Origin of the sequence: Pseudovibrio sp. Ad13 (genome assembly GCF_001623225.1) — a bacterium.
GTDB lineage: Bacteria > Pseudomonadota > Alphaproteobacteria > Rhizobiales > Stappiaceae > Pseudovibrio.
On the sequence record NZ_LMCC01000018.1, the window covers coordinates 406052 to 419592 of the forward strand.

The 13541-nt window shown below is 52.1% G+C and carries 10 protein-coding genes; 5 read left to right on the plus strand and 5 right to left on the minus strand.

All coding sequences use genetic code 11. The annotated features are described in order from the left end of the window. Nucleotides 1-58 precede the first annotated feature (58 nt). The 3 genes from PsAD13_RS23395 to PsAD13_RS23405 form a co-directional block, all read right to left on the minus strand. Nucleotides 59-1744 (minus strand): AMP-binding protein, encoded by a 1686-nt coding sequence (locus PsAD13_RS23395; protein ID WP_063319607.1) that lies wholly within the window; start codon nucleotides 1742-1744, stop codon nucleotides 59-61. A 184-nt stretch (nucleotides 1745-1928) separates the two neighbouring features. Beyond that, a complete protein-coding gene (locus PsAD13_RS23400) occupies nucleotides 1929-2735 on the minus strand; it encodes an enoyl-CoA hydratase/isomerase family protein (RefSeq protein ID WP_063319608.1) in 807 nt (268 codons plus the stop codon). After that, entirely contained in the window at nucleotides 2735-4567 is a 1833-nt protein-coding gene (locus tag PsAD13_RS23405; RefSeq protein ID WP_063319609.1) for an acyclic terpene utilization AtuA family protein, read from the minus strand. Before PsAD13_RS23405 ends, PsAD13_RS23400 begins: the two co-directional genes overlap by 1 nt. A 101-nt stretch (nucleotides 4568-4668) precedes the next feature. Between PsAD13_RS23405 and PsAD13_RS23410 the strand changes: the two genes are divergently transcribed. Both PsAD13_RS23410 and PsAD13_RS23415 read left to right on the plus strand, forming a co-directional pair. Then, on the plus strand, nucleotides 4669-5313 hold the full coding sequence (locus PsAD13_RS23410) for a TetR/AcrR family transcriptional regulator (RefSeq protein ID WP_063319610.1): 645 nt from the start codon (nucleotides 4669-4671) through the stop codon (nucleotides 5311-5313). 196 nt (nucleotides 5314-5509) lie between these two features. After that, entirely contained in the window at nucleotides 5510-7849 is a 2340-nt protein-coding gene (locus tag PsAD13_RS23415) for a heavy metal translocating P-type ATPase (protein ID WP_063319611.1), read from the plus strand. On the opposite strand, the gene PsAD13_RS23420 is transcribed toward PsAD13_RS23415, so the two are convergent. Further along, on the minus strand, nucleotides 7846-8538 hold the full coding sequence (locus tag PsAD13_RS23420) for a nitroreductase family protein (protein WP_057461220.1): 693 nt from the start codon (nucleotides 8536-8538) through the stop codon (nucleotides 7846-7848). The two genes, PsAD13_RS23415 and PsAD13_RS23420, sit on opposite strands and share 4 nt — an antisense overlap. A gap of 169 nt (nucleotides 8539-8707) precedes the next feature. After that, the gene (locus tag PsAD13_RS23425) at nucleotides 8708-9100 is read right to left on the minus strand and encodes a cupin domain-containing protein (protein WP_063319612.1); all 393 of its coding nucleotides are present in this window, start codon (nucleotides 9098-9100) and stop codon (nucleotides 8708-8710) included. A 208-nt stretch (nucleotides 9101-9308) separates the two neighbouring features. Between PsAD13_RS23425 and PsAD13_RS23430 the strand changes: the two genes are divergently transcribed. Genes PsAD13_RS23430 through PsAD13_RS23435 form a run of 3 tightly spaced genes read left to right on the plus strand, consistent with a single transcriptional unit; the run spans nucleotide 9309 to nucleotide 12828 of the window. Beyond that, entirely contained in the window at nucleotides 9309-11459 is a 2151-nt protein-coding gene (locus PsAD13_RS23430) for an FUSC family protein (protein WP_063319613.1), read from the plus strand. 14 nt (nucleotides 11460-11473) lie between these two features. Continuing rightward, entirely contained in the window at nucleotides 11474-11686 is a 213-nt protein-coding gene (locus PsAD13_RS27455) for a DUF1656 domain-containing protein (protein ID WP_082596670.1), read from the plus strand. A 26-nt stretch (nucleotides 11687-11712) separates the two neighbouring features. Further along, on the plus strand, nucleotides 11713-12828 hold the full coding sequence (locus PsAD13_RS23435) for an HlyD family secretion protein (RefSeq protein ID WP_208986893.1): 1116 nt from the start codon (nucleotides 11713-11715) through the stop codon (nucleotides 12826-12828). The last annotated feature ends 713 nt before the right edge of the window (nucleotides 12829-13541 follow it).

Genomic DNA, 13541 nt, shown 5'->3' on the forward strand with positions numbered 1-13541 from the left:
CTCGCCTCAAAATTCCCGGTTTGGGGTGACCGCGTCACCCCAAACCATTGTCAGTCTTTCAGGCCGGCGCACCAGCCGCAGCACCACATTCATCTTCCCAAACCACCGGACGATCAGGCATACCTTGCACCACCTCTTGATAGCGATCTTCAAGGCGTGTTCTTTTGATCTTCATGGTCGGGGTGAGATAACCATTCTCAATGGTCCACATGTCGTTTGCGACAATGATCGAACTCAGTTTCAAATGGCTTTCAACGGCACTGTTAATGCTGTGATAGGTCTCTTCAAGGCTGGTACGCACCTCTTCGCGCGACAGACCATGGGTCATCTCGCTGGAGAGGAACACCACCGCCGCAGGCTGCGCCAAATCGGACCCCATCACACAGGCTTGCTCAACATACGTGTTGTCAAACAGCATGGCTTCAATCGGCACCGGCGCAATGTACTTGCCTTTGGAGGATTTGAAGATTTCCTTCACACGGCCCGTAATACGCAAGAACCCATCTGCATCCTGCTCAACCTTGTCACCAGTATGGAACCAGCCATCTTCAATGGTTTCAGCAGTCAGCTCAGGATCCTTGTAGTATCCCTTGGTCACAGCGTCCCCGCGAATGAGAAGCTCACCTTCATCGGTGATCTTGATCTCAAGCCCTGCAAGCGGCGTACCGATTGTGCCAACCTTATCCGCACGGAATGGGAAGTGAGAGGACGCAAGACCTGCAGTCTCGGTCATGCCCCATCCCTCAGTAATGTTGATGCCCAGCTTCTGGTACCATTCCAGAACAGCCTTGGAGATTGGTGCTGAACCACTCCCGATGAGCTTTGCGTTGGTCAGGCCAAGCTGTCCGCGGATTTTCCGCTTCACATACCAGCTCAGGATCGGAATGCTCAAAAGCCTGTCCAGCTTCTTCTGCGGGACCTTGGCAAGGATACTGGACTGGAATTTCATCCAGAGACGCGGAACAGAAATGAACATGGTCACTTCAGCTGCCCGCAAGTCCTCTGCAAAGGTGTCCAAAGACTCCACAAAGCTCACGACCACACCTGCATAAAGGCTCACATGCTCAATAAGAGCACGCTCGGTGATATGCGCCAGCGGAAGGTAGGAGATCAGGCGTTCTTCACGGCCCAGCTCCAAAGACTGGGTTGGAGACCATGCGCCATAGGCAATATTGCGCCAGGTGACTTCCACCCCTTTCGGATTCCCGGTGGAGCCAGAGGTGTAAACAATGGAAAACAGCTCATCCAGCTCTGGCTTGGCCAGCTTATCTTCTGGCAACGGATCATTCGTTTTGACCAGCTCCGTCCAGCTGTGCTCACAATCTATCGTGTTATAGGGAAGCGCGATCTTGACCACGCTCTCAGGAATACCCTGCTCGCTCGGCGCAAAGTCATCCAGCTTGCCCATGAACAGCGCTTTGATATCTGCATGATTGATGATGTAGCTGATCGTGTCCGCTGAGGCGGTGTAATAAATTGGTGTTGAGATATAACCAGCGGCCTGAATTGCAAAGTCAGCCAAAAACCATTCAGCGCAGTTCTTAGAGAGAATACCAATCCGGTCTCCCGGTTGGAAACCCATTGACTGGAGCGCAGCAGCCACACGCCGGACGGTGTCGTAACATTCCTTCCAGGTAAATTCTATGAACTGCCGGTTCACGGGTTGTCGCAGATAAACCGAGTTTGGTTTATCTGTGGCCCATTTTTGCAGCATTTCAATTGGCAGTGCGTACTGTGTACCCATGTTCCCTCCTCTGATGTGTTGGTTCAGCCTCCCCGCTGGTTCCAACACTATCGTTATTGCGCGATAGACTTCGGCATTATAGTCAGCTCATACGAATATGAGCATACCCTGCATTTCTTCTTCCTTCACCGCATTCGAACATCTGTTATCGGGTAAACGCATACCCCAGAATTTAAGGGGTCACCTAAGGAGCCCAGGAAGGTTTGCGTTTTTGTAAAAACGACTTCACACCTTCCTGTCCCTCTTCCCCAACGATAGCTCTTGCAAAATGAGCAGCCGCGCTCTGGCGCAACTCTTCCTGTTCAAGGAAAAGCGTCTCCTCAACCACCTGTTTGGTGGCCGCAACAGCATCTGGCGCACAAGCCAGAACTTGCTGTTTCAGGTCCGCTTCTGCTGTCTCAAGCGCTGCCTGATCTGCAACAGCTTCATCGACCAGACCGATATCAAAGGCCTCGACACCGGTCAGTTTGCTCCCCAACACGAGCATTTTCTTGGCTTTCTGGTAGCCCAGTCGTTTGGTCACGTACTGAGCAATCTGAGCAGGCGGCAAGCCAATCCGCGTCTCAGTAAATGCAAATTTGGCATCTTGCGTTGCGACCACAAAGTCGCAGGCACTGGCCATACCCAGACCACCTGCCATGGCGGCCCCCTCCACCAAAGCAATGGTCACTTGCGGCTGATTGGCGATCATTCCAAAAAACGCTGCAGCTTCCAGACTGATCTTTTGCGCAATCGTCTCGGCCTCATCACCACCAGCCATGATCTGCTGGAAGGACTTCAGATCACCACCAGCACAGAACACACCGCCAGCCCCAGTGAACGTGATGCCACGCACGCTGCGATCGTCCTGCACATCCCGCAGAACCCTGGAGATTTCAGCAATCACCTCGCCTGTCAGCGGATTGCGCTTCTCGGGCTGGTTTAAAGTGATGGTCATCCAACCATCTTTTTGAGCCACAAGAACGGCAGAAGTTGTTGAAGCATCACTCATCACATCACCTCCTGCGCAATAGACTGCGGAACCGGAACACTCTGTGTCAGCAAGATCTGGCTATAAGCCTTTGCTTGCGGGTCCAACCGCAAGCTGGCAATGCCACCGCCGCCAAGCACATCATCAATCAGGAAATTCAGCGCATGACAGCCCGGCAGATAGAAACGAGCCACCTTGCCCGGATTGAAATGCGCAAAGGTCTGCGCAACAGCTTCTTCACTCAGGGCAGCTGCAATCCACGGCAACCACTCTGCTTTCCGCGCAATCACGCCAATGTTCGCTTTATCGCCTTTATCACCACTACGCGCATAAGCCAGCTTGATCAGCGGAACATCAATCAGCGCATCATCAGAGGCAGCTACTTGCGGAACCTCGGCGCTATCAGCTGCCGCTGCCACACCTGTCGCAATCACAGACTCAAACGGAACAGGCGCTCCTTCCAGAGAAACCTGAGGCGAAACCGCCGACTGCTCAACAAGGAACGAGAACAACCGCACAACAGGCGACGGCTTAGGCCGACCACCATTAAACGTTGTCATCCCCGGAGCAACCGAAAGGCCCAATCCAGTCAGCTCACGCAACAACAAACCAGCAGCACGCTGGTCCACATGCCGTGCGGCAATCTTCAGGACAACTTCTTCATAGGTGCCCCGGCTCACAGAAGCCGCTCCAACCTGAGATCCTGCCCCCACAATCTCAACGGACACCTCTTGGTAGCCGGGCGCACCAAGCTTTTTCATCACCGTCTCGGCACGTCCAAGCGCGAGGTCAGCAAACACCTGCGCCTTCTCACCAGCATCAAAGCCCACATAGGGGATCATCAATCCAATGCGAAACCCATCCGCCCAGGTTGCTGAAACCTTCAGGCTCTCAGGCGCTGAACGCCCTTTTGCGCCGGAAACATGCACACAATCCGCTGCTTTCGCCTCAACCTTCACCTGGGAGAAGTCACAGGTCACATCAGGAAGCAAATACGCCTGCGGATCACCAATCTCATAGATCATCTGCTCAGCAACAGTGCCAACGCTCACAAGCCCGCCACTGCCATCCGGCTTGCTCAGATCGCAGCTGCCATCTTCATAAACTGTCGCAATCGGATAACCGATCTTCTTCACATCCGGCACATCCCGCCAGTCCGTAAAGTTGCCGCCAATAACCTGCGTCCCGCACTCCAGCAGATGGCCAACGAGGCTGCCTGCTGAAAGGCGGTCATAGTCCGCCCAATCCCAGCCAAAAGCATGCGCGCATGCAGCAAGGGTCAACGCACTGTCAGCACACCGCCCTGTAATGACGATATCTGCACCAGCGTCCAGAGCCGCAACAACAGGCTGCGCGCCAAGGTAAGCATTGATGGAGGCAACTTTCTCAGACTTCGGGAAGGCCTCATGAGAGAACATCTCTGTCACACCAGCGGCCTGATACGTTCCAGCCTCCGCCAGCAGATCATCACCAGTGACAACAGCAACCTTCAGATCCAGCTTCTGCGCAGCAATCAATTCACGGATCTTGGAGGCACAACTCTCGGGATTAACACCACCAGCATTGCTGAGAATTTTCGTCTTGGACGCGGCAATAGCCTTCAGGTTCAAGCCAAGTACTTGCTCAACAAAATCCGTCGCATATCCAAGATCAGGAGACTTCTGACGCGCCCTTGCCATGATGGAAAGAGTGATCTCTGCCAAATAGTCGTAAACAATGTAATCGAGCCCTCCAGCGCGCAACAACTGCCCGGTTGACGCACTAGAGTCACCCCAAAAGCCGCAAGCCCCCCCAATGCGAATTGGCTGCTTACGTTTACTAGAGCTTTGATTTTCCGTGGTTTTCATGGTCATTTTAACGGAAACCTCTTTTACATACCAAACGTACGGTATATACTAGTTCCCAATACGTCAAGTGTTTCAGAGAAAACCCCTTCCTAAGGCTAAGGTTGATCATGGTAAGCAAGTTGGACAAGAAGAAGCAGCGCGGTGAAAACACACGCAAAGCCCTCATTAAGTCGACCATCGATTGCCTCGACCGGCTCGGCTATGCAGAAACCTCGATCAATCGCGTGCTGGAAGGCGTTGACGTCAGTCGCGGTGCCCTGATGCACCACTTCCCCTCCAAGGAAGATCTGGTGATTGGAACCGTCGACTTCCTGCTCTCAAGAATTTTGCGCCACTACCAACAGGAAAGCCCAAACTCTTTCCCCTTCGCACAGGTAACACATTCTGGTAACGGGACACTCGCCGACGCACTCGTAACCTATTGGAAGAACATCATCGACACACCAGAAGGGCGCGCTTTCTCTGAAATCATCATGGCAACCCGCACGGACAAGGCATTGTCCTTGCGCATCTCCCCCAAACTGGAAGACTGGAACGAGCAGCTCAACCAGTTCTTTCTGCCACCGGGTCTGGACGAAGAGGCCATTGAAGACGTAACCCTGACCCTCCTCATCTGGCGCTCTTTCATCCGCGGCATGATTTTCCAGCAGGAGTTCCACAGCGACCCGGATTACATCGAAAAAATCATCCGCAAGTTCGCCATGATCATGGAACCACATCTGAAGCTGGCTCAAACGCAGAGCGGCACATAACAAATGAGAGCCAGATCGCTCACCTTGGCCGCCAGACAAATGCTCATGGCAACTTGACCCAAATGCCCTCATTTCCATTAAGTTCTGCCTAGTGATACTGCCAAGTCCCACGGGGCTTTAATCCTTTAAGGCACTGCAAAGGCATATGATCTGCGCTGGTAGAACGCGCGCGCTGGATCAGGGAGCCTTATGACCGATGGACGAGGCATCAAACACACCACAACCCAATGCCACCTCCCCTACGGAGCAGGATCCGGTCTGTGGCATGTCCGTAACAGTCACAGCCGACACCCTTTCAGCTGATTTTTCAGGAAAGCCCTACCACTTCTGCTCCGACAAATGCTTCAATAAGTTCGACAGCGATCCCTATTACTACGCCTCTGGCAACAGCAAAAAGCAGCAGGACACACAGGCGCAGGATGTCGATTACACCTGCCCCATGCATCCGGAGATCGTCAAGAAAGGCCCCGGCGAATGCCCCATCTGTGGCATGGCATTGGAGCCAATGACAGTTACCAGCAATGACGAACCCAGCCACGAACTGGTCGACTTCACCAGACGCTTCTGGCTCAGCGCAATCCTCTCCGTTCCCCTGCTCGCCATCACCATGGGCCCCTTCATCGGTCTCCCATTCCGCGAATGGATCGGAGAACCCGCAGCCATCTATGTTGAATTTGTCCTCGCAACACCTGTTGTTCTGTGGGCGGGCACTCCATTGTTCGAGCGCGGCGTCAAATCCATCACCACATGGAACCTCAACATGTGGACGCTCATCACCCTGGGCGTCGGTGCCGCCTATCTTTACTCTCTGGTGGCAACATTCCTGCCCGGCCTGTTCCCCCCAAGCATCCGCGCTGCCACTGGCCATCCGCCGGTCTATTACGAGGCCTCGGCTGTCATCTTGGCACTGATCTTCATGGGGCAGGTGCTGGAAATGCGAGCCCGCGAGCGCACGGGTGACGCCATCCGCGCCTTGCTTGACCTTGCACCCAAAACCGCACGCCGCGTGCTGGATGACGGCACAGAATATGACGCCCCCCTCGAGAACATCATGACGGGCGACAAGCTCCGTGTCCGCCCTGGAGAGGCAGTCCCTGTCGACTCTCGCGTCATCGATGGTCAATCCTATCTGGATGAAAGCATGATCACCGGCGAACCCATCGCCCTTGAGAAAAACGTCGGAGACACGGTCACAGGTGGAACACTCAACAAAAACGGAACGCTGATCATTGAGGCAACAAACGTCGGCGCGGATACCATGCTCTCTAAGATCGTCACCATGGTCTCCTCTGCCCAACGCTCACGCGCGCCCATTCAGGGCATGGCAGATAAAGTCTCGTCCTACTTCGTCCCCACCGTGGTCAGCATCTCCATTCTCTCATTCTTCATCTGGTTGCTCATCGGCCCGGCACCATCCCTGTCTTACGCCGTCATCGTCGCCGTATCAGTGCTCATCATCGCCTGCCCGTGCGCCCTCGGCCTTGCCACGCCCATGTCCATCATGACTGCCAGTGGTCGGGGTGCACAGGCAGGCGTACTCATCAAAGATGCCACCGCGCTGGAGCTCATGTCCAAGGTCGATACGCTCATTGTCGACAAAACAGGAACCATCACAGAAGGCAAACCGACCGTCACCTCAATCCAGTCTTTCTCTGAGGGTTACACCGAGGACCAACTCCTCCACATCGCGGCCTCCATCGAAAAAGGCTCCGAGCATCCGCTGGCAGAAGCAATCGTCCATGCTGCCTCAGCTAAAAAGATGTCCTTGTCCAACTCCGATGATTTTGAGGCCCACACCGGAAAGGGCGTCAGCGCGAAGGTAGAGGGCAAGCGCTACGCCATCGGCAACCCGGTCATCTTCAACCTCACCGATAAGATCTCTGAAGACATGAAGCAAAAGCACCAAGCTTTGAGCGCTGCAGGCAACACCAGCATCTATATGTCAAATGAGCAAGACATCATCGGCTTGATCGCCATCTCCGACCCGATCAAAGAAAACGCAACCGAGGCCATCCAGCAACTGCATGAGGCCGGCATCAAAGTCGTCATGGCAACCGGAGACAATGCCTTAACAGCCAAAGCCGTGGCCAACTCCGTCGGTATTGATGAGTTCAAGGCAGAAGCCCTGCCAGAAGACAAGAAGACGCTGGTCGATCAGCTCCATGCATCCGGAGCAATTATTGCCATGGCAGGCGACGGTGTCAACGACGCGCCCGCCCTCGCATCAGCCGATGTAGGGCTGGCAATGGGAACAGGCGCAGACGTTGCTGTTGAAAGCGCGGGCATCACATTGCTGAATGGCGATCTCACCGGCATTGTGCGTGCCCGCAAGCTCGCCATCGGGTCATTGCGCAACATCCGCCAGAACCTGTTTCTGGCGTTTGTCTACAACTCCGCAGGTGTCCCCATCGCAGCAGGTATTCTCTACCCCTTCACCGGAGCACTGCTCTCACCCATGATTGCAGCACTGGCCATGAGTCTCTCTTCCTTCTGCGTGGTGATGAACTCCCTGCGTCTGAAAAACCTGAAGCTCTAATCCGCTACAGTCAGGATTTCAGAAAGAGGCTTCTTCAGCTTCGCCACAGCAGGCACCTTGGCATCTTCGGCCGGGTGACCAACCGCAATAATCATGATTGGCTTTTCAGAGTCAGGACGATCCAGCATGCCATTCAAAAATTTCATCGGGTTGGGCGTGTGGGTCAGCGAAACCAGCCCTGCATGGTGCAGCGCCGTCAGCAGAAAACCACAAGCAATGCCAGTGCTTTCAGGCACGTAGTAGTTTTTGTAGCGCGTCCCATCTTCAAACTGCCCCCAACGCTGTGCAAACACAACAATCAGCCACGGCGCGTCTTCCAAGTGGGGCTTGTCGTCATTAGTGCCAATTGGCTCAAGCGCTTTGATCCACTCATCACCCGCGCCGCCGTCATAGAACCGGCGCTCTTCTTCTTCCGCACCATCCCGGATACGCTTCTTAAACTCAGGTTGAGAGATGGCAACAAAATGCCAGGGCTGATGGTTGGCACCAGAAGGAGCTGTACCAGCCGTGCGAATGCACTCTTCAATAACTTCACGAGCGACAGGACGATTTGAAAAATCCCGAACCGTATGGCGACGCTTCATCTTGTCATAAAAGCCTTTCACAGCTTCAAGCATCTGCTCATCGCTCAGGTCCAGACGATCTGGCAGATCCACTGGCTCATATGTGATGTGTTCTTTGGCAAACATCCTGTTCCCCCGCTTTTCAGGTATTCTTTTGCTTTCCCTTACAAGCCAAATCGACGACAGCCTCCCAGCGTCCTACAGCCCATGTAAGGTCTTCGCAAAACTAACGGAAGAATACGGCCAAATCTATTGAACTTGCCTCCAGAAAGCCAATCCAGCCTCTAAACCCACATCACAACGACCTATCCGGAACCCAACGGCGAGACACCTCCGTGCTACTCTCATAACTAGCCTCAAAGATTGGCGCAGCCAACGTCGCCCGCACATGCAGCGCTCCCTCACCCACATTACAAAAACCATGCAAACGCCCGGCAGGGATCAGGACACTCTGATTACCTGTCGCAACATACCGCTCATCCCCGCAAGTGATCTCCGCAGTCCCATCAATCACCTCCAAAAGCTCCTCCACCGCATGCAGGTGCAACGGAGCCCCACTTCCGGGCTCACACCACTGATCAAAAATACAAAGCTGATGCGCACCATTCACAGCAGAGACCCTCATCCGCGTCACCACCCCACCCCGCCACTCTTCCAGTTCCTGCGCATTATGATCAATAAGAGCCATCACAGACCTCCATCTTCCAAACCTGCTCTGACAAGAAACGTAATCACCAAAAGCAAACATCTTCGAAATCAGGTTCAAGTCACCGTCCGTGTCTTGATAAAACAACGCAACGAATTGAAAGAAAAACTAAAACCTATCTCACACGTCTTCAACCTATCTTGGCTGAAGTGCTTTTCAGGCATGACTGGAAACGTCAGCGAGTGAGGATATGTTTCTCAGCGACAGAGCAAAGGATTCAATTAAGGTTGGGTTAGCAATGGTGATCGCTTACGCCATTGCGCTCTACATGGATTGGGACCGCCCGTATTGGGCTGGTCTGGCCGTTGCATTTATCTCGCTGGAAACATCAGGACAATCCTTCAACAAAGGCGCGCAGCGCATTGCCGGGACACTCATTGCGGCGGTCGCAGCACTCCTGATCCTCTCCCTTTATCCGCAACAACGCTGGATGTTTATGGTTGTCTTATCCAGCTTTGTTTTAGTTTGCACCTATATGAAGAGCACAACACGAAACGCCTATTTTTGGAACGTGGCAGCTTTCGTAACAATTATTGTGGTTGTGGATTCATCAACAAGCAATGAGCCTGCCTTCTATACCGCAATGCTGCGGATTGAGGAGACTGCTTTAGGCGTGATCACCTACAGTGTGGTCTCAGCTGTCCTTTGGCCTAAGACATCAGCGAAAGCGCTTTACAGCACAGCCAGCCACCTGAGCCACGCTGCCCTTGGGATTTTTCAAGAAACATTGGACAACGGGTTCTCACGCGCTCCCCAACAGTACCTGAAGCAACAAGGCGACTTCTCATCATTACAGGCCAGATTCGAGGAGCTTTCCAATATTGCCCAACTCGAAAACTATGAAATCTGGGAAGTTCACGATTTATGGAAAGATGCCGCGAAACTGTGGGTTGATTACGAACGGGCAATAGAAGCGTGCCGGCAAAACATAGGTGACGTTCAAACAATTGAGCTTGAAAAACACCTGCCTTGGCGCACCCAATACATCAATGAAGTAGAGCAGCGCTTAACGGCTATCACCAAGATGTCTTTGGGAGAGCATTCGGACTACACCAGCCCACAACGCGAACTTCATATCAATAAAACCAATACTGCAGGTCTCAAGCAACTCGAAAAAGCAACCCTGTCACTTTACGTCAATCAACTCACAAACATCGAACATATTACATATCAGCTATATGAGATAAACGCCGTCATATTTGGCTTGCGCCAACGTACTGACACCACCTTTAAAGTCGCGCCTACGCCTAAAAAGCACATCATAAATATCGGCGCTTTGAAGGGGGCTTTTCGCGCCTTCCTGTGTCTTTGGATCGCTTATATCGCCTATATCTATTCCCCAAATCTTCCAACTGGCCCCGTACTTTTGATCTTAGTAGGCGTGTATAGCATCTCCCTATCAACCGACCCGTATATCAGGCCTCTCAGGTTGTTGAAGATTGGCGTTTCATCAAACATATTCGCAGCCTGCATCTACCTTTTGATAATGCCGCATTTGCATAGTTTCTGGTCTCTTGGGGCTGTCATTTTCATATCAGTATTTTCCATCTCCTATTTCTTTCATTCACCTGAGGCAACTTTGGGAAGAATGTTTGGCTTGGCGAATTTCGTAATGACAACAGGCATAAGCAACACCCAGACATACAGCTTCAATTATGCAGTCGATCAATTACTCGTTTTCATCATAGTCGTGGCAATTTTTGCGTGTGTGTCTACATTCACATTTAACCTGCGCCCAGAGGTTCAATATCTCAACCTGCTACGCCGCTTCTTTAAAGGTGCAAGCTATCTTTTGTCAGATCAGAAAAACAAACACACAACAAAGGATTCCGCTTGGCAACGCTACCTCAGACGACACTACATAAACGAGATCGAAAGCATCCCTCATATCATTCGAGGCTGGATACCGGAGATCTCTCAAGACATTGAGAAAAGTGAACTGATCAAGATCACCGTTGTTCTTGAGGCACTTTCCATTCGCCTGTCAGTCCTGATGGATGAGTTCAAAACTGCTGAAAACAGCCAACTTTATGAGACGCTAAAGCATGACATTCATGGCTGGAGCACTCAGCTGATGACTGACTTCACAAAACTGGTGGAAGAGCCCTCATGTGAAACGTTAGAAGCGACTTTAAAACTACGCGAAACAAGACTCCCGGAAATAGAAGATAAAATCTCAAAGGCAGAGCAAGAACAGAGTAAATATGATGGAGAGTTAGGGGAAAGATTAAATATCTATCGCATTCTTGGAGGTATTCGCAGTGTTTATCAGGCATTAGAAGACTATGAAGAGCAATCTCAAAAAGTCGATTGGCCTTATCTGAAAGAAGTTCGTTTCTAAAGGAGTATGCGTCAATGAATGGATATCCTGGTGAATGGGCCATTGGGGCCGTTTACTTCCCCCCATTTCTGATCGCGTCTTTCTTAGGTTTGCTTCTCAGCTGGATCACATCACGTTTGTTAAACAGATACCGGCTTTCCAGATTCCTCCTCTATCCACCCGGCGTCTTCCTGGCTTTGGCCGTCATCTACACCGCAGTAATTGGAAGTTGGGTCATTCCGATATGAGAGCATTGAAACCCATACATAAAGCAATGATAACGGGCACGATCGTTGGCGTCGCAGTTCTCGCCTTCGCTTATAAATATTATGCCTACTTGCAAAATCCATGGACACGCGATGGTCAGGTCAGAGCGAACGTTATCCAAATCGCAACCCGCGTTTCCGGCCCAATCGTAGACCTTCCAATCAAAGACAATCAAAGCGTCCAAGCAGGGCAACTGCTTTTCCGCATCGATCCAAGAACATTTGAAGCAACCTTTGCTGAGAAGAAAGCGGATCTTGATCAAACGATCGATCAACTCAACGCGCTTGGAAAAGAACGCGAAGCCTCAGAAGCAAACGTTGCCCAGTATCGCTCGAACGTGGAGCAAGCCAGTTCAGAACTTCGCTCCTCCATCGCCACCCTGAAAAACATCAAGGGAAATCTGGACCGGAACGCCAAGCTGCTCAAAGACGGTTATGTCACGCAGCGCACATATGATCAGATTGAAAAGAGCTATATCGTCGCCCTCTCAGACACCGAAAAAGCTCAGTCGGGTCTCGCTCAAGCAGAAGCAGCTCTTGTAGAAGCTCAAGCCTCCCTTGCCAAGGTCATTGCAACACTTGGCGCAACAGGCGATGAAAACGCACAACTCCGCTCTGCAAAAGCAGCGTTACGCATGGCTGAGTTAGACCTTGGCTTCTCTCGTGTATCTGCACCTGTATCCGGCTACGTCACCAACCTTAACCTACGCCTGGGCAGTCAAACCGTTGAAAATGAGCCAGCCCTTGCCCTCGTAGATATTACCAGCTTCTGGATCGACGCCTACTTTCCAGAAACAAAAATCAGCAGGATCAACATCGGCGATAAAGTCATCATGACCCTGATGGCCTATCCTGATCAGGTGGTTCACGGAGAGGTCGAAAGCATCGGCTGGGGCATTTCTCAATCCGATGGCAGCACAGGCTCCGATCTGCTCCCTAACATCAACCCGACCTTCGAGTGGATACGCCTCGCCCAACGCATCCCGGTCCGCGTCAAAATCGCAGACATCCCCAAAGACATCCTCCTCCGCGTCGGCACCACCGTATCCGTCCTGGTCCTAACCAACACCGCCGCCGACAAATCCACCCCAGATGAACCCCCAGCACCGCTGTTGTTTCAGTAAAGCAAGTTACTCCCCCTCTATCCCCCTGTTCATTTCAAAGAGATCTTTGAGGCTCATTGGGACACGAGGGGATATCTTTTCTCTCACCCCTTACAGCAATTAAAGCCTGTGTGACTCCTATGCATACTTTCTTCGCAACCAGTGCAAAGTCCCTTAGGTCAAGGTATGCTCAATTTCACCACTTCACCGACTTAGCAGCACAATCTCAGTACAAATAACGCTAACAAACGCACATAAGAACGCAACGCACTTCCGACTGCGATCCAGTCCAAAAACACTATCTATAGCAACAGCTGCGAGCGCCACTACTTATTCGCTATTGAGGTCAAAGCCGCCCCTCTCGCGGCACTCCCCTTCTCTTTGGGATACACGGAGGGTAGTGCTTGTCTCATCACAGCATTTGTAGGCAATCCGTTTCAATTCCTTGAAGTCGTTGCTTTGGTTTCACTGAGGCCAACTGGTAGGCGTATATTCAGGGATAAGGGAGTGCTTCGGTTCTGGCGGTTTGGAGCTTTGCTCGCTGTGTTTTCAGCACGTTCATTCAGGACAGCCTAATTCCAAAACGCAAAAAGCCCCCATGCTTTAAGCATTGGGGGCTTTTGTCTGATATGTTGTTCTGTTTTATTTTGTAGAGATTTGTCGGTGTGGATTATTCATGCCCGGCGGCGCCCTACTCTCCCGCGTCTTAAGACGAAGTACCATTGGCGCAGGGG